Source organism: Prescottella equi (genome assembly GCF_002094305.1).
In the GTDB taxonomy this organism is placed as follows: Bacteria; Actinomycetota; Actinomycetes; order Mycobacteriales; family Mycobacteriaceae; genus Prescottella; species Prescottella equi.
In genome coordinates this window covers 34,450-51,005 of record NZ_LWTX01000004.1, presented here as the reverse complement: position 1 = coordinate 51,005, position 16,556 = coordinate 34,450, and the positions used below count along the sequence as shown (strand labels likewise).

At 69.6% G+C, this 16,556-nt stretch carries 16 protein-coding genes; 1 reads left to right on the top strand and 15 read right to left on the bottom strand.

Annotated features, from left to right (window positions below; translation table 11 throughout):
- Window positions 1-265 precede the first annotated feature (265 nt).
- From pyrF to A6I89_RS12375, 10 genes are all read right to left on the bottom strand, one after another.
- A complete protein-coding gene (pyrF, locus tag A6I89_RS12420; protein WP_005513443.1) occupies window positions 266-1,102 on the bottom strand; it encodes an orotidine-5'-phosphate decarboxylase in 837 nt (278 codons plus the stop codon).
- Window positions 1,099-4,446: a carbamoyl-phosphate synthase large subunit gene (carB, locus tag A6I89_RS12415; protein WP_022595724.1), complete on the bottom strand. Its 3,348-nt coding sequence runs from the start codon at window positions 4,444-4,446 to the stop codon at window positions 1,099-1,101. Before carB ends, pyrF begins: the two co-directional genes overlap by 4 nt.
- Window positions 4,446-5,606 (bottom strand): glutamine-hydrolyzing carbamoyl-phosphate synthase small subunit, encoded by a 1,161-nt coding sequence (gene carA / locus A6I89_RS12410; RefSeq protein WP_005513445.1) that lies wholly within the window; start codon window positions 5,604-5,606, stop codon window positions 4,446-4,448. The genes carB and carA overlap by 1 nt, the downstream gene beginning before the upstream one ends.
- Complete coding sequence (locus A6I89_RS12405) at window positions 5,603-6,145, bottom strand: PH-like domain-containing protein (RefSeq protein ID WP_005513446.1); 543 nt, start codon at window positions 6,143-6,145, stop codon at window positions 5,603-5,605. The genes carA and A6I89_RS12405 overlap by 4 nt, the downstream gene beginning before the upstream one ends.
- A 2-nt stretch (window positions 6,146-6,147) precedes the next feature.
- Window positions 6,148-7,467, bottom strand: coding sequence for a dihydroorotase (locus tag A6I89_RS12400; RefSeq protein ID WP_013415916.1), 1,320 nt, complete (start codon window positions 7,465-7,467; stop codon window positions 6,148-6,150).
- A 56-nt stretch (window positions 7,468-7,523) separates the two neighbouring features.
- Complete coding sequence (locus tag A6I89_RS12395; RefSeq protein WP_013415915.1) at window positions 7,524-8,465, bottom strand: aspartate carbamoyltransferase catalytic subunit; 942 nt, start codon at window positions 8,463-8,465, stop codon at window positions 7,524-7,526.
- On the bottom strand, window positions 8,462-9,094 hold the full coding sequence (gene pyrR, locus A6I89_RS12390) for a bifunctional pyr operon transcriptional regulator/uracil phosphoribosyltransferase PyrR (RefSeq protein ID WP_013415914.1): 633 nt from the start codon (window positions 9,092-9,094) through the stop codon (window positions 8,462-8,464). Before pyrR ends, A6I89_RS12395 begins: the two co-directional genes overlap by 4 nt.
- A 194-nt stretch (window positions 9,095-9,288) precedes the next feature.
- Window positions 9,289-9,792: a transcription antitermination factor NusB gene (gene nusB / locus A6I89_RS12385; RefSeq protein ID WP_005513451.1), complete on the bottom strand. Its 504-nt coding sequence runs from the start codon at window positions 9,790-9,792 to the stop codon at window positions 9,289-9,291.
- On the bottom strand, window positions 9,793-10,356 hold the full coding sequence (gene efp / locus A6I89_RS12380) for an elongation factor P (RefSeq protein WP_005513453.1): 564 nt from the start codon (window positions 10,354-10,356) through the stop codon (window positions 9,793-9,795).
- A gap of 16 nt (window positions 10,357-10,372) precedes the next feature.
- On the bottom strand, window positions 10,373-11,491 hold the full coding sequence (locus tag A6I89_RS12375) for a M24 family metallopeptidase (protein WP_013415913.1): 1,119 nt from the start codon (window positions 11,489-11,491) through the stop codon (window positions 10,373-10,375).
- A gap of 102 nt (window positions 11,492-11,593) precedes the next feature.
- On the opposite strand from A6I89_RS12375, the gene A6I89_RS12370 reads away from it, so the two are divergent.
- A complete protein-coding gene (locus A6I89_RS12370) occupies window positions 11,594-12,232 on the top strand; it encodes a B-4DMT family transporter (protein WP_041674205.1) in 639 nt (212 codons plus the stop codon).
- A gap of 100 nt (window positions 12,233-12,332) precedes the next feature.
- Here A6I89_RS12370 and aroQ read toward each other — a convergent pair whose 3' ends face one another.
- The 5 genes from aroQ to A6I89_RS12345 form a co-directional block, all read right to left on the bottom strand.
- Window positions 12,333-12,761 carry a type II 3-dehydroquinate dehydratase gene (aroQ, locus tag A6I89_RS12365; RefSeq protein WP_005513456.1) on the bottom strand — a complete coding sequence of 143 codons (429 nt, stop codon included), beginning with the start codon at window positions 12,759-12,761 and terminating at the stop codon, window positions 12,333-12,335.
- Entirely contained in the window at window positions 12,758-13,867 is a 1,110-nt protein-coding gene (gene aroB, locus A6I89_RS12360; protein WP_005513457.1) for a 3-dehydroquinate synthase, read from the bottom strand. Before aroB ends, aroQ begins: the two co-directional genes overlap by 4 nt.
- A 4-nt stretch (window positions 13,868-13,871) precedes the next feature.
- On the bottom strand, window positions 13,872-14,426 hold the full coding sequence (locus A6I89_RS12355) for a shikimate kinase (protein WP_005513458.1): 555 nt from the start codon (window positions 14,424-14,426) through the stop codon (window positions 13,872-13,874).
- A gap of 4 nt (window positions 14,427-14,430) precedes the next feature.
- On the bottom strand, window positions 14,431-15,618 hold the full coding sequence (aroC, locus tag A6I89_RS12350) for a chorismate synthase (RefSeq protein ID WP_022595716.1): 1,188 nt from the start codon (window positions 15,616-15,618) through the stop codon (window positions 14,431-14,433).
- Window positions 15,619-15,729: 111 nt separating this feature from the next.
- Complete coding sequence (locus A6I89_RS12345) at window positions 15,730-16,554, bottom strand: shikimate dehydrogenase (protein WP_080668405.1); 825 nt, start codon at window positions 16,552-16,554, stop codon at window positions 15,730-15,732.
- Window positions 16,555-16,556 lie beyond the last annotated feature (2 nt).

Genomic DNA, 16,556 nt, shown 5'->3' with positions numbered 1-16,556 from the left:
CCGGCCCGGATACTCCCTGGTGAAACCGCTTTTCCTGCCTCACGCGCCCCAGCCGGCACTCCTCGACGACGTGGCGTGGCCCACACTTGCGCCGGAACGGCACGACATGCCGGAGAAATCGGGAAGAAATCTCGGAAATCCGTCGACCACTGTGCGTGTCGCACCCGCGCGGCGCCGGAAACGGCGCCCCCACAACGACAAAGGGCCGGACCCGGTGAGTTCACCGGGTCCGGCCCTGCCGGGTTTCACACTCGAAGCAGCGCGGTCAGTCCTGGAGGAACGCGAAGGCGTCCACCGAGCGGCCCACGGCCTCCTGCAGCGCCGTCACGGACGGTCCTGCGCGCAGAACCTCGCGCGAGACACTCGGAACGACCGCGCGGAGGGCGGAGCCCGCCAGTCGTCGCACGTCGTCGGCGGTGCCGCCCTGATGCCCGACGCCGGGCATGAGGATCGGGCCGTGCAGCGCGCCGAGGTCGGGGGCGTCGCGCAGCGTCGCCCCCACGACCACACCGATCGACCCGAGGACGTCGGCACCCGCGTTGCGGGCGGCGGCCTCGTCGACCATCACCTGACTGATCCTTCGGCCGTCCGCCGCGGTGGACGACTGGACCTGCGCGCCCTCCGGATTCGACGTCGCCGCCAGCACGAACAGTCCCCCGTTGTTGCGCTCCGCCAACTCCAGCGCGGGGTCGAGCGACCCGAATCCCAGGTACGGCGACACCGTCACCGCGTCCGATTCGAGCGGCGATCCCGCGCCCAGCCAGGCCCGCGCGTACGCGTTCATGGTGGTGCCGATGTCGCCGCGCTTGGCGTCGGCCAGTACGAGCGTCCCGGCCTCCCGCAGCACCGAGACGGTCCGCTCCAGCACGGCCAGGCCGCCGGAGCCGTAGGCCTCGAAGAAGGCGACCTGGGGCTTCACGAGGGCCACCTGCCCGACGAACGCCTCGACGCAGATCTCGCTGAACTGTTCGAGTCCGTCGACGCTGTCGGGCAGGCCCCACGCCTCGAGCAACTCGGGGTGCGGGTCCACGCCGACGCACAGCGAGCCGTGCCGGCCCGTCGCCTCGTGGAGCCGCGCCCCGAACGTCTCCGTGGACGTCACTGCTGCTGATCCCGCAAGCGCGTGTGCAGCTCCTGCAGGGACTGGACCCCGATGTCGCCACGGATCGCGGCCTCGATGCCCTGCACCGCTGCGGAGGCGCCCTGCACCGTGGTGATGCACGGAACGCTCTTCGACACCGCGGCGCTGCGGATCTCGTAGCCGTCGACGCGCGGGCCGGAGTTGCCGTACGGGGTGTTGATCACCATGTCGACCTCGCCGTCCTTGATCTGGTCGACGATGGTGCGGGCACCCTCGGGCAGGTTCTCACCGGACTGCTTGTGCACCTCTTCGCACGTGATGCCGTTGCGGCGCAGCACATCTGCGGTGCCCTCGGTGGCCAGGATCCGGAAGCCGAGGTCGGCCAGACGCTTGACCGGGAAGATCAGCGAGCGCTTGTCCTTGTTGGCCACCGAGACGAACACCGAGCCGCTGGTCGGCAGCGAGCCGTACGCCGCGGTCTGGCTCTTGGCGAACGCGGTACCGAAGTCCGCGTCGATGCCCATGACCTCGCCCGTCGACTTCATCTCCGGGCTCAGCAGCGTGTCGATACCGGTGCCGTCGGCGCGACGGAACCGGTTGAACGGCAGCACCGCCTCCTTGACCGCGACCGGAGCGTCGATGGGCGCATGGCCACCGTCGCCCTCGGCCGGGAGGATGCCACCCGCACGCAGATCGGCAATCGACTCACCCAGCATGACCCGGGCACAGGCCTTGGCCAACTGCACCGCGGTGGCCTTCGAGACGAACGGCACGGTCCGCGACGCGCGCGGGTTGGCCTCGAGGACGTAGAGGATGTCGTCCTTGAGCGCGTACTGCACGTTGAGCAGGCCCTTGACGCCGATGCCCTTGGCGAGGGCCTCGGTGGAGCGGCGCACGTTCTCGAGGTCGGCGCGGCCCAGGGTGATCGGCGGGAGCGCGCACGCCGAGTCGCCGGAGTGGATGCCGGCCTCCTCGATGTGCTCCATCACGCCGCCGAGGTACACCTCGGTGCCGTCGCACAGCGCGTCGACGTCGATCTCCACCGCGTCCTCCAGGAAGCGGTCGACCAGCACCGGCCGGTCGTCGGAGATCTCGGTGGCCCGCGAGATGTAGCTCTCGAGTGCCTTCTCGTCGTACACGATCTCCATGCCACGGCCGCCGAGCACGTACGACGGGCGGACCAGCACCGGGTAACCGATGCCCGACGCGATCTCGCGCGCACCCTCGAACGTGGTGGCGGTACCGAACTTCGGCGCGGGCAGGCCGGCCTCGGTGAGGACGCGGCCGAACTCGCCACGGTCCTCGGCCAGGTCGATGGCCTCGGGGCTGGTACCGACGATCGGGACGCCGGCGGCCTTGAGGCGCTTCGCCAGACCCAGCGGGGTCTGACCGCCGAGCTGGACGATGACGCCCGCGACGGTGCCGGAGAGGGTCTCGGCGCGGTACACCTCGAGCACGTCCTCGAACGTCAACGGCTCGAAGTACAGGCGGTCGGCGGTGTCGTAGTCGGTCGACACGGTCTCGGGGTTGCAGTTGACCATGACGGTCTCGTAGCCGGCCTCGGACAGCGTCTGCGCGGCGTGGACGCACGAGTAGTCGAACTCGATGCCCTGGCCGATGCGGTTCGGACCCGAACCCAGGATGAGGACCTTGGGACGCTCGGTCTGCGGCGCCACCTCGGTCTCGGCCTCGGGGTCGAGCTCGTAGGTGGAGTAGTGGTACGGGGTCTTGGCCTCGAACTCCGCGGCGCACGTGTCGACGGTCTTGTAGACGGGGTGCACGTTCAGCTCGTCACGCAGCGCGCGGACGGCGTCCTCCCCCGCCTGCCCTTCGCCGAACTGCTGCGGACGCAGCGCCGCGATCTGGCGGTCGGAGAAACCGTGGTGCTTGGCGAAACGCAGTTCGGTCGCGCCGAAGGTCTCCGCGGAGCGGACCTCGGCCCCCAGTTCCACGATCTGCTGCATCTGGTCGAGGAACCACGGATCGATCGCGGTGGCGTCGAACAGCTGCTCGAGGGTCGCACCCAGCTCGAAGGCCTGCGCGATCTGGTACATCCGGCCGTCGGTCGGAACCTTGATCGCCTCGAGCAGCTCCTCGAGCGTGCCCTCCACCTCGGGGCCCGTCCAGTAGCCGGCCCGCTTGGTCTCGAGTGAACGCAGGACCTTGCCGAACGCCTCGGTGAAGTTGCGGCCGATCGACATGGCCTCACCGACCGACTTCATCGTCGTGGTGAGCGTGCCGTCGGCGCCCGGGAACTTCTCGAACGCGAAGCGCGGAGCCTTGACGACGACGTAGTCGAGCGTCGGCTCGAAGCAGGCCGGCGTCTCCTTCGTGATGTCGTTGACGATCTCGTCGAGCGTGTACCCGATGGCCAGCTTGGCGGCCATCTTCGCGATCGGGTAGCCGGTCGCCTTCGACGCCAGCGCCGACGAGCGCGACACGCGCGGATTCATCTCGATGACGACCAGACGGCCGTCCTTCGGGTCCATCGCGAACTGGATGTTGCAGCCGCCGGTGTCGACGCCGACCTCGCGCAGGATCGCGATCGAGAGGTCGCGCATCGCCTGGTACTCGCGGTCGGTGAGAGTCATCGCCGGTGCGACGGTGACCGAGTCGCCGGTGTGGACGCCGACCGGGTCCACGTTCTCGATCGAGCAGACGATCACGACGTTGTCGCGGCCGTCGCGCATCAGCTCGAGCTCGTATTCCTTCCATCCGAGGATGGACTCCTCGATCAGGACGTTCGCGGTGGGCGACGCGGCCAGACCGCCGCCGGCGATGCGCTCGAGGTCGACCTCGTCGTACGCCATGCCGGAACCGAGGCCACCCATCGTGAACGACGGGCGCACGACCACCGGGTAACCGAGCTCGGCGACGGTGGCCTTGACCTCTTCCATCGTGTAGCAGACCCGGGAGCGCGCGGACTCGCCGCCGCACTTCTCGACGATGTCCTTGAACTTCTGACGGTCCTCGCCGCGCTGGATCGCGTCGAAGTCGGCGCCGATCAGCTCGACGTCGTACTTCTCCAGAATGCCCTGCTCGTGCAGCGCAACCGCGGTGTTGAGGGCGGTCTGGCCGCCGAGCGTGGCCAGGACGGCGTCGATCTTGTTGCCGTTGGCCGCCTCACGGGCGATGACCTTCTCGACGAACTCGGCCGTGATCGGCTCGACGTACGTGGAATCGGCGAACTCGGGGTCGGTCATGATCGTGGCCGGGTTCGAGTTGACCAGGCTCACGCGCAGACCCTCCTCGCGGAGGACGCGGCACGCCTGCGTGCCCGAGTAGTCGAACTCGCAGGCCTGGCCGATGACGATGGGGCCCGAGCCGATGACCAGGATGTGCTCGAGATCTGTACGACGTGGCATTACTTCTTGACTCCCTCGAGCATGGTGGCGAAACGATCGAACAGGTACGCGGCGTCGTGCGGGCCGGCCGCGGCCTCGGGGTGGTACTGCACCGAGAAGGCCGAACCGTCGAGCAGGCGGACGCCCTCGACGGCGCCGTCGTTGGCGCAGGTGTGGCTGACCACGGCGCGCCCGAACGGGGTGTCGAACTCCTGGCCGGCCTCGCCTTCGAGGGCGAAACCGTGGTTCTGCGCGGTGATCGCGATGCGGCCGGTCTCGTGCTCGACGACCGGGATGTTGATGCCGCGGTGGCCGAACTTCATCTTGTAGGTGCTCATACCCAGTGCTCGGCCGAGGATCTGGTTGCCGAAGCAGATCCCGAACAGCGGCAGTCCCTGGCCCAGCACCTCCTTGGTGAGGTGGACGGCGCCGTCCGCGGTGGCCGGGTCGCCCGGACCGTTGGACAGGAACACCCCGTCCGCCCCGATGTCGAGGATGTCGTGGAGCGTCGCGGTGGACGGCAGCACGTGCACCCGCATGCCGCGCTCGGCGAACATCCGCGGGGTGTTGGTCTTGATGCCGAGGTCGATGGCCGCGACGGTGAAGCGGGCCTCACCGCCGGCGGGCTCGACGACGTAGCCGTTCGGGGTGGACACCTCGCCGGCCAGGTCGGCACCGAGCATCGACGGCTGGGTCTTGACCCGATCGAGGAGGACGTCCACGTCGGCCAGCGCCTCACCGGAGAAGATGCCGGCGCGCATCGAGCCGCGGGTGCGCAGGTGCCGGACGAGGGCACGGGTGTCGATGCCGGCGATACCGACGACGCCCTGACGCTCGAGCTCGTCCTGCAGCGAACCGGTCGCACGCCACGAGGAGGTGCGGCGCGAGGGGTCGCGCACGACGTAGCCGGCCACCCAGATCTTCGATCCGGCGGACTCGCCGGTCGGGCCGACCGACTCGTTGTCCTCCTGGTTCCAACCGGTGTTGCCGATCTGCGGTGCCGTCGACACCACGATCTGGCGGTGGTAGCTGGGATCGGTCAGGGTCTCCTGGTAGCCCGTCATCCCGGTGCTGAAGACCGCCTCGCCCAAGGTCTGTCCCACGGCGCCGAAGGTGGTCCCGCGGAAGACGCGGCCGTCTTCGAGAACCAGGACCGCCGTATTGCTGTCAAAGCCGCTCATGCGTCTTCTCCGTTCTGCTCGACCTCACCAGAGCCCGCCGCATTCGCTGTGTCATCACTGTCTGTCTCGCGTACCCACTGCGGGTACACCGTCTTGTCGTCTCCACGGAATCCCGTATCGATCTCGGTGCCGGTGGGGAGCTCCCACCGGATCACCAGGACTCCGTCCTTCGTCATCACTTTTCCGGCCAGGCCGCGTTCGGTCCGGATCGCCCGGATCGCCGCCTCCGGGATCCAGAGCGTCGACGCGCCGTCGCGCTCGAGCAGGATTCCCCCGGTCCAGCGGCTGATCTCGCCGGTCGCCCGGAACCCCAGGTCGCCGACCGCGACGCGGTCCTGCCAGCTCGGGGCGATCGTGCTGCCCACGTACAGGCCCGTGCTCGGCGCGATCAACCGCTCACCGAGATCCGCCGGCACCTGCGGCAGCTCACCGATCCGGTCTGCCTGGCGCCTGGCGCGGCCCTTCCACCCGCGGTACATCAGGAACACCAGCAGTGCCCACACCGCGATGCAGCCGACCACCCACAGGATTCGTTCCATGACTACCGTGCCTCTCCGAGTGGCCGCACCTTGCCGTCGCGGGCGGTGACCCGGCCGCGCAGCACCGTCGCCGTGACCTTCGCCGGAAGGGTCATCGACTCGTACGGCGTGTTGTTCGCGACGCTGGCCAGTTCCGGACCATGCACCGTCCACTCGGTGTCGGGATCGACGAGCACCAGGTTGGCCGGCTCTCCCACCTCGATCGGGCGGCCCTGGTCGTCGAGCCCGACGATCTCCGCGGGACGCTCGCTCATCACCCGGGCGACACCGCGCCAGTCGAGCAGACCGGGCCGGACCATCGTCTCCACGACGATCGACAGCGCCGTCTCGAGCCCGAGCATGCCGGGACGCGCCTGGGAGAACTCGCAGCACTTGTCCTGTTCGGCGTGCGGCGCGTGGTCGGTGGCCACGCAGTCGATGATCCCCTCGGCCAGGCCCGCACGCAGCGCCGCGACGTCGGACGCCTCCCGCAGCGGCGGGTTGACCTTGTTGACCGCGTCGTACGTCTCGAGCCGCGAGTCGTCGAGCAACAGGTGGTGCGGGGTGACCTCGGCCGTGATCGAGATGCCCTGGCCGCGTGCCCACTTGACGAGCTCGACGGAGCCCGCGGTGGATGCGTGGCAGATGTGCACGCGCGCACCGGCGTCGCGGGCCAGCAGTGCGTCCCGGGCGACGATCGACTCCTCGGCGGCGCGCGGCCAGCCGGCGAGTCCGAGGCGAGCCGCGGTGGGACCCTCGTGTGCAACCGACCCCACGGTCAGTCGCGGCTCCTCCGCGTGCTGCGCGATCAGGACCCCGAGCGACGCCGAGTACTCGAGCGCCCGTCGCATGATCAGCGGATCCGCGACGCAGTGGCCGTCGTCGGAGAACATCTTCACCTTGCCGACACCGGCGGCCATCGTCGCCATCTCGGCGAGTTGGCGGCCTTCGAGGCCGACCGTGACTGCGCCGACGGGGTGCACGTCGACGAGGCCCACTTCCTGGCCGCGGCGCCACACGTGATCGGTGACGACGGCCGAGTCGGCGACCGGGCTGGTGTTCGCCATCGCGAACACGGCGGTGTACCCGCCGAGAGCCGCAGCCGCGGAACCGGTGTCGATGGTCTCGGTGTCCTCGCGGCCCGGCTCCCGCAGGTGCGTGTGCATGTCGACGAAGCCGGGCAGCAGGATCTGGCCGGCGCCGTCGATGACCTCGACGTCGTCGCCTGCGTCCAGACCGGTGCCGATCTCGAGGATCTGCCCCCCGCCGAGCAGCAGATCGGTCGGCTCGCCCTCCCCGTACACCAGAACGTTTCGGATCAACACGTTCCCGCTCGCGGACATCTGCGGCGCCACCTTCTCGTTTCTCGTCTCGTCGATACTTGTCGTGTTCCGGTCGCTCACGCGACCTCTTCCGTTCCCACCAGCAGCCGGAACAGCACCGCCATACGAACGTGGACGCCGTTCGTGACCTGCTGCAGCACAGCCGTTCTCGCCGAGTCGGCGACCGACGACGCGATCTCCATGCCGCGCAGCATCGGGCCGGGGTGCAGCACCACGGCGTGATCGGGCAGCAACCCGAGCCGCTTCTCGTTGAGCCCGTAGGTGATCGAGTACTCGCGCGGTGACGGGAAGAACCCGCCGTTCATCCGCTCCGCCTGCACCCGCAGCATCAGCACCGCGTCCAGTCCGGGGAGTTCGGCGTCGATCGAGTGCGAGACCCGCACGGGCCACGTCTCCACGCCCACCGGCAGCAGCGTCTGCGGCGCCACCAGGACCACCTCGGCACCCAGCATCGAGAGCAGCAACGCGTTCGAGCGGGCCACCCGGCTGTGCAGGATGTCGCCGACGATCGCGATACGACGACCCTCGATGCCGCCGAGTCGCTGCCGGAGAGTGAGCGCGTCGAGCAACGCCTGCGTGGGGTGCTCGTGGGTACCGTCACCGGCGTTGATGACGGCGGGGCCGCCGTCCTCGGCCGCACCGGTCCACGCCGCGATCTGGTGCGCCGCGCCCGACGCCGGATGCCGGACGATCAGCGCGTCGGCGCCCGCCGCACGCAGCGTCATCGCGGTGTCGCGCAGCGACTCTCCCTTCGACACCGACGAACTGGAGGCGCTGACGTTGATCACGTCGGCGCTCATCCACTTGCCGGCGACCTCGAACGAGACCCGTGTGCGGGTGGAGTTCTCGAAGAACACCGTCATCACGGTGCGGCCGCGCAGCGTCGGGAGCTTCTTGACCTCACGCCCGAGCAGGGCCTGCTCGAAACGCTCGGCCTCGTCGAGTAGCTCGGTCGCGGAATCCCGGTTCAGGTCCGCGATGGAGAGCAGGTGCTTCACTTCTCGTTCTCCTCTGCGTGCCCGCTCGACAACACGACACCGTCCCGTCCGTCGTGCTCGGCCAGGAGCACGGCGACATCTTCGGTGCGTGCGGTGGGCACGTTCTTGCCTACGTAATCGGCGCGCAGCGGCAGCTCACGGTGGCCGCGGTCGACGAGGACCGCCAGCTGGACCGCGCGCGGTCGGCCGAGGTCGCGCAGCGCGTCGAGCGCGGAGCGGACGGTGCGGCCGGAGAACAGGACGTCGTCGACGAGGACGACGAGCGCGTTGTCGATGCCGCCCTCCGGCACCGACGTGCGCTCGAGCGGACGGTGCGGCTTCGTCCGCAGGTCGTCGCGGTAGAGCGTGATGTCGAGTGAGCCGACCGGCGGTCGGACCCCCGCGAACTCCTCGATCTTGTCGGCGAGGCGAGCGGCGAGCGTCGTGCCGCGGGTGGGGATGCCGATCAGGACGACGCGCGGGGCCGAGCCGACGGCGGTGGCGCCGTCGACCGTCTCAGTGGCGTCGAGCGCGGTCTTCTCGATGATCTGGTGGGCGATACGGGCGACGGTCCTGCCGACATCTGCCGGGGACAACAGTTCGCGAGCGTTCGCAGGAATGCCGGACGAGGGCCCTTCGGGCGTAGGCATACAGCGACCTCCTTCTCCGCCTCTCTGGACGGATCGTTAAAGGATGTCTGACGCGGCACAGCTTATCAGCGGCCGCGCACGCGCCAGATTCCGGGTAGTGCGAATCCACGGACCCGGACGTCACTGCGTCCAGGGCCGCACGGACGCCGCTGCCGCCCACCCCCGTGACGGGAATGGGCGGCAGCGGCGACACGTCAGGACTCGTCGTCTTCGGCGTTCTCGACGGTGGAGCGCTGCGAGGTGGCGGCAGCGGCGGCCCGGACCTGCGGCGCGACCAGGACCACCTGGCCCAGCACCCCGTTCACGAAGCCCGGCGAATCGTCGGTGGAGAGTTCCTTGGCCAGTTCGACGGCCTCGTCGACGGCCACGACGGGCGGCACGTCGGTTGCATGGAACAACTCCCACACAGCGATACGGAGGATCGCCCGGTCGACCGCCGGCAGGCGGTCGAGGGTCCAGTCCTGCAAGTGGGACTCGATCACCTGGTCCAACCGGTCCAGGTTCTCGGCGACACCCTGGACGACCGTCACCGTGTACGGGGCTACGGGCGCCACCGAATCGTCGCGGCCGGCCAGATCGGACCGCTCGTCCGCGAGGTCGACCGGGTCGACGTCGCGTGCCTCGGCCTCGAACAGGAAGTCGACGGCCCGCTTGCGGGCCTTGTGACGTGCTCCGAGTTTCTTATGCGTGCCCGACACTCAGGAATTCACGCGCCCGAGGTAGTTGCCGTCACGGGAGTCGACCTTGAGCTTGTCGCCCGTGTTGATGAACAGCGGAACCTGGATCTCGGCACCGGTCTCGAGCGTGGCGGGCTTGGTGCCGCCCGTGGAGCGGTCGCCCTGCAGACCCGGATCGGTGTGCTTGACCTCGAGCTCGACCGTGACCGGGAGCTCGACGAACAGCGGAGCACCCTCGTGCGTGGCAACCTGGACCTGCATGTTCTCGAGCAGGAAGCGCGCGCCGTCGCCGACCGTGGCCTCGCCGATCGGGATCTGGTCGTAGGTGTCGCCGTCCATGAAGATGTAGTCGCTACCGTCGTGGTAGAGGTAGGTCATGTCGCGGCGGTCGACCGTCGCGGTCTCGACCTTGACACCCGCGTTGAAGGTCTTGTCGACGGTCTTGCCCGACAGGACGTTCTTCATCTTGGTGCGCACGAACGCAGGGCCCTTGCCCGGCTTGACGTGCTGGAACTCGATGATCTGCCAGAGCTGGCCCTCGATCTTCAGCACGAGCCCGTTCTTGAAATCACTGGTGTCTGCCACTTAGTTCGCGTCTCCTTCAGACGATTGCGAGATCCTTGCTGGTGAGAGTGAGGAGTTCCGGCCCCTGCTCGCGAACGACGAGCGTGTCCTCGATCCTGACGCCACCGCGCCCGGAGAAGTACACACCCGGCTCGACGGTCACCACCGCACCGCCAAGCAGTGTACCGGTGCCGAGCTTGCCGATCCCGGGCGCTTCGTGGATCTCGAGTCCGACGCCGTGCCCCAATCCGTGCAGGAACTTCTCGCCGTGGCCGGCGTCCTCGATCACCGACCGAGCCGCCGCGTCCACCGAACCGACCGCCGCCCCCGGCGTCAGCGCCGCCCGGCCCGCCGCCTGCGCCCGCGCGACCAGGTCGTAGACGTCGCGCTGCCAGTCGGCCGCGCGCTCGAGGACGTAGGTGCGGGTCATGTCCGAGTGGTAGCCGCCGATCTGGGCACCGAAGTCGAGTTTCACGAAGTCGCCGGACGAGAGCACCGCCCCGGTGGGCCGGTGGTGCGGTACGGCGGAGTTGGGGCCGGCGGCCACGATCGTCTCGAACGAGATGCCGTCGGCACCGTGCTCGAACATCAACCATTCGAGCTCGCGCGCGACCTCGCGCTCCGTCCGACCGGGACGCAGGCCCCCGCGCTCGACGAGCGTGGCGAGGGCGTCGTCGGCGGCGGCACACGCCCGGCGCAGCAGTTCGATCTCGCCCTCGTCCTTGACCTCCCGCAACTGCTCGACGATCCCGGGTGAGCGCACGAGATCGATCCCCGGCACCCGGTCACGCCACGCAGCGTGCTGGTCGACGGTGACCACGTGGCTCTCGAACCCGAGCCGGCCGGCGCCCCAGGCCGTGGCCAGTTCGAGGAGTTCCGGCGCGCACGCCCGGGTGATCTCGGCACGCAGATCGGGCACCTGCTCCCCCACCTGCACGAGGTACCTGCCGTCGGTGGCGATGACGGTGCGGTCCTCGGACCCGAGCACGTCGGAGACCGAAACGATCAGGGCCGCATTCGATCCCGTGAAGCCCGTCAGATACCGGATGTTGAGCAGATCGGTCACGAGCAGCGCATCGAGCTCGCGCTCCCGAAGAATCTCGCGGAGCCGCGACCTGCGCGCGGCGGTCGACGTGGTCACCTCATGAATCGACATGCACCGAAACTACCCCGCACCCCCGACGTGTCCGACGCCTCTTCGTGCCGTTTGTGTGGGTTACGACACAAGCGCGGAATCCTGCTGGTTACGCTGTGTCACATGAATGGGTGGGTCGTACGCGGTCTCGGTCTGGCTTTGGTACATGCGGTGGTGCGCACTTTCCTGGGCGCGGCGGTGACGCAGTGGCCCCAGCAGGGCAGCATCCTGCGGTGGTTCTCGTTGATCCTCGTGATCCTCGCCGCGTTCCTGTGGGGCGCTTTCGACGGCATCCGGGACCGGCGCGCCAACCCCGATCCCGACGACGCCGCCGACCTCACGATGATGTGGCTCAAGGCGGCTTTCGTGGCCGGCATCCTCGCTGGGGCGGTGTCGTGGCTGGTGGGTCTGATCTTCGACATCGCGGTGACCAACGGATCGCTGTTCTTCGAGGTGACCTCCGGCGCCGCGTTCACCGTCCTGCTGGTGTTCGTCCCGGCGTCCGTCGCCGTGGCTCTCGGCCGGTTCCTCGCCGGCCGCGAGTCGAAGTCGTCCGACGGGGCGGTCGCCTACGAGCACGACGCCGACCTCGAGGTCGAGGAGAACGCGGCCGAGAACTACGCCGACAGCGAATGGTCGTACGAGCACGGCAACGAGAGCGGGTACAACCCGGCGGCCGACGAGTCCGCCACCGAGGTGTTCAGCCCGGTCGATCCCGACGGCAGCCAGGGCGGGGGCGGAGCGCACCGCGCCGACAAGTAGCAGTCGACCAGCAGGCGGCGGGGAGTACAGGACGGCGAACGGGCCGGGGCGGAGTACCGCCCCGGCCCGTTCTCGTCGGACTCGGCAAATTCGCTGTCGGTCAGCCCCGCTCGGCGAGGAACCGCAGCGCCAGTGCGTAACCCGCGACGCCCAGGCCCACGATCGACCCGGTCGCGACCGCACTCAGGTAGGAGTGCTGCCGGAACTCCTCGCGTGCATGGACGTTGGAGATGTGCAGTTCGACCAGCCCGGCAGTGAGTTCCGCGCACGCGTCCCGCAGGACGACCGACGTGTGGGTCAGTCCGCCGGCGTTGAGGATCACCGGTTCACCGGCGTCGGCGGCGTCGTGGATCCAGCCGAGCAGTTCGGCCTCGCTGTCCGACTGCCGCACGACGACCTCGATGCCGAGTTCCTGTGCGGTGCGCTCACACAGCGCGACGAGGTCGTCGTGCGTGGTGGAGCCGTAGACCTCCGGCTGACGTTTCCCGAGACGGCCGAGGTTCGGGCCGTTGACGACCTGCACCCTCACAGCAGCACCGACCCACCGCTGGGGCTCGCGTCCCGCGCGATCGCACCGTAGGCGCCGACGAGCAGCGCCGGGTCCGGGCCCTCGAGCCGACCGGGCTTGGCGAGCCCGTCGAGCACGACGAAACGCAGCAGCCCGGCGCGGTTCTTCTTGTCGGTCTGCATGCCCTTCAGCAGATCGGCGAACGCGTCCCCGTCGTACGTGGTGGGCAGGCCGACGAGTTCGAGGATGGACCGGTGCCGGTCGGCGGTGGCGTCGTCGAGGCGGCCGGCCAGCCGACCGAGTTCGGCGGCGTACACCAGGCCGACGGCCACTGCGGCGCCGTGACGCCAGCGGTACCGCTCGCGACGCTCGATCGCGTGTCCGAGGGTGTGCCCGTAGTTGAGGATCTCCCGCAGGCTCGACTCCTTGAGGTCCGCGGCGACCACCTTCGCCTTGACCTCGACGGAGCGGCGGATCAGCTCCGGGAGGACGGTTCCGGTCGGATCCAACGCGGCCTCGGGATCGGCCTCGATGAGATCGAGGATCACCGGATCGGCGATGAATCCGGTCTTGATGACCTCGGCCATGCCGGCGACGATCTCGTTGCGCGGCACCGTTTCCAGCGTCGCGAGGTCGATCAGGACCGCGGACGGCTCGTGGAATGCACCGACCAGGTTCTTGCCGGCCTCGGTGTTGATCCCGGTCTTGCCGCCGACGGCGGCGTCGACCATCGCGAGCAGGGTCGTCGGGACGTGCACGATCCGCACGCCGCGCATCCACGTCGCGGCCACGAAACCGGCGAGGTCGGTGGCGGCGCCTCCGCCGAGACTGACGATCGCGTCGCTGCGGGTCAGGCCGATCCGGCCGAGCACCTCCCAGCAGAAGCCCGCGACCGCGAGATCCTTGCCGTCCTCGGCATCCGGAATCTCGATGCGGTGGGCATCGATCCCCTTCTCCGCCAACGCCCCTCGTACCGCTTCCGCGGTCTCGGCGAGCGGCGGCTGATGGAAGATCGCCACCGTGCGGGTGCCTTCGAGCTCCTCGACGAGGTCACCGAGCAGACCCCGCCCGATGATCACCGGGTAGGGATCGGCCGTTGCCACCTCGACGCGTACCGGTTCGGTCACTTCTCTACTGCTCCGCTTCTGTCTCGTCGTGTGCCGGGGTGCCCGGTGCGGGCCCGTCGGTCAACTTCGTCACCAACTGCTGGACCACCCGGCTCGGGCTCCGACTGTCGGTGCGCATCCGGATGGTCGCCACCTGCCGGTACAGCGGCCGACGGCGGCGCATCAGCGCGTGGTACTTCGCCTTCGGGTCGCCCCCGTTGAGCAGCGGCCGACCGGTGGTCGCACCGGTCCGCTTGAGGCCCTCCGCGACACTGATCTCCAGGTACACCACGGTATGCCCGGCAAGCCGGGTACGGGTGCGTTCGGACAGGATCGCGCCACCACCGAGGGACAGGATCCCGTCGTGCTTCTCGAGCGCCTCCCCGACCACCTGCTCCTCGATCTCCCGGAAGTGCGGCTCCCCGTCGGTCGCGAAGATCTCCGGGATGGTGCGGCCCGTCCGGCGTTCGATCTCGACGTCCGTGTCGAGCAGTTCCAGGTCGAGCGCCTGCGCGAGCCGTCGACCGATGGTCGACTTGCCCGCACCGGGCGGCCCGATCAGCACCGCACGTGGTGTCATCCGATCACCGCGGGTGACGTGCCGCGATGCCGTCGACGTAGCGCTGGAAGTTCGAGCGGGTCTCGGCGATCGAGTCGCCACCGAACTTGTCGAGCGCGGCCTGGGCCACGACCAACGCGACCATCGCCTCGGCCACGACGCCTGCCGCCGGGACCGCGCACACGTCGGAGCGCTGGTGGATCGCGACCGCTTCCTCACCGGTCGCCATGTCGATCGTGGACAACGCGCGCGGGACGGTGGAGATCGGCTTCATCGCGGCGCGGACCCGCAGGGCCTCGCCGTTGGTCATCCCGCCCTCGAGACCGCCGGCGCGGTTGGTGGAACGCAGGATGCCGTCGGGCCCCGGACGCATCTCGTCGTGTGCCGCGCTACCGCGACGGCGTGCGGTCTCGAAGCCGTCGCCGACCTCGACGCCCTTGATCGCCTGGATGCCCATCAGGGCGGCGGCCAGCTTCGAGTCGAGACGATCGGCGCCGCTGATGAACGAGCCGAGGCCGACCGGGAGACCGTGGACGATGACCTCGACGACGCCGCCGAGGGTGTCGCCGTCCTTCTTCGCTGCCTCGATCTCGGCGATCATGGAGTCTTCCGCGGCCTTGTCGAACGCGCGCACCGGGCTGGCGTCGATCGCCTCGAGGTCGCCGGCCTCCGGGCCGACGCCGACGTAGGGCTCGGACGCGCCGATCGAGATGACGTGCGAGAGCACCTCGACGCCGAAGAGCTGGCGGAGGAACTGGCGGGCGACGGTACCGGCGGCGACACGGGCCGCGGTCTCACGGGCGCTGGCGCGCTCGAGCACCGGGCGGGCATCGTCGAAGCCGTACTTGAGCATGCCCGAGTAGTCGGCGTGCCCGGGACGCGGACGGGTGAGCGGCGCGTTGCGCGCCTGGCCGACGAGTTCGGCCTCGTCCACCGGGTCGGCGGACATGATGGTCTCCCACTTGGGCCACTCGGTGTTACCGACCTCGACCGCGATCGGTCCGCCGAGCGTGCGGCCGTGCCGTACACCGCCGATGATCGTGACCTTGTCGGCCTCGAACTTCATGCGGGCACCGCGGCCGTAGCCGAGACGACGGCGCGCGAGCTGCGCCGAGATGTCGTCGGACGTCACCTCGACGCCGGCGACCATCCCCTCGAGCATGGCTACGAGGGCGGGACCATGGGACTCTCCAGCAGTTATCCAGCGCAACACGTCCAGCATCTTTCCACGTCCGTAGGGTCACCTTCGACAGCGGGCCGTCGGTCGCAGCCGCCACACCCGCCACAGGCGGGCGGTGCCGCGGTTACCGCGCCGTCGGCGAAGTCAGGAATCGAGTGCGGCAGCCATCGCCGCGCGCGGCGCCGGCATGCCGGTGAACTGCTCCACCTGGCCGTATGCCTGGTTGAGGAGCATCGCGAGACCGCCGACGACGGTGCCGCCGGCCCGCTCGACGGCCTGCGCCAGCGGCGTCGGCCACGGGTCGTAGATCGCGTCGAGCACGAACGGTGCCCGGCCGATCGCCTCGGCCCAGGGCGCAGCCCCCACGGCCGGCACCGTGCTGACGAGGGCGGCGGAGTGCGCACAGACGTCGCCGAGGCGGGCGTCGTCGAACGTCAGGTGCCGCACGTGGAGACCGACGGCCTCCCCGCAGTCCAGGGTCTCGCGCGCGCGGGCGGCATCGCGGGCCACGACGGTCACCGAGCCGACGCCCAGATCCGCGAGGGCCACCAGCGCGGGCCGGGCGGTGCCACCGGCACCGATCACGACGGCCGGCGCGCCCGAGAGGTCGCCGATCCCGCCCTCGACGAGTGCGCCGCGGACCCCGTCGACGTCGGTGCAGTCCGCCCGCCAGCCGTCGTCGATGCGCACCAGCGTGTTCGCCGACCCGATCGCGACGGCGCGGTCGGTGCGTTCGGTCGCGAACTCGAGCGCCGCCACCTTCCCGGGCATCGTCACCGACAGGCCGACCCACTCGGGCCCGAGACCCGACACCAGACCCGGCAACTGTTCGCCGGTGCATTCGATCCGCTCGTACGTCCAGTCGGTCAACCCGAGCGCACGATAGGCAGCGAGGTGCAGGTCCGGGGACTTCGAATGCGCGATCGGGCTACCGAGAACGGCGGCCTTCCTGCCTTCACTGGCCGACACGT

Bases quoted from the DNA above. Each gene is read 5' to 3' on its own strand.
- A6I89_RS12375 (WP_013415913.1), bottom strand. From the start codon at position 11,491: ATGTCGATTCATGAGGTGACCACGTCGACCGCCGCGCGCAGGTCGCGG.
- A6I89_RS12355 (WP_005513458.1), bottom strand. From the start codon at position 14,426: ATGACACCACGTGCGGTGCTGATCGGGCCGCCCGGTGCGGGCAAGTCG.
- A6I89_RS12370 (WP_041674205.1), top strand. From the start codon at position 11,594: ATGAATGGGTGGGTCGTACGCGGTCTCGGTCTGGCTTTGGTACATGCG.
- A6I89_RS12405 (WP_005513446.1), bottom strand. From the start codon at position 6,145: ATGGAACGAATCCTGTGGGTGGTCGGCTGCATCGCGGTGTGGGCACTG.
- A6I89_RS12400 (WP_013415916.1), bottom strand. From the start codon at position 7,467: ATGTCCGCGAGCGGGAACGTGTTGATCCGAAACGTTCTGGTGTACGGG.
- carB (WP_022595724.1), bottom strand. From the start codon at position 4,446: ATGCCACGTCGTACAGATCTCGAGCACATCCTGGTCATCGGCTCGGGC.
- carA (WP_005513445.1), bottom strand. From the start codon at position 5,606: ATGAGCGGCTTTGACAGCAATACGGCGGTCCTGGTTCTCGAAGACGGC.
- pyrR (WP_013415914.1), bottom strand. From the start codon at position 9,094: ATGCCTACGCCCGAAGGGCCCTCGTCCGGCATTCCTGCGAACGCTCGC.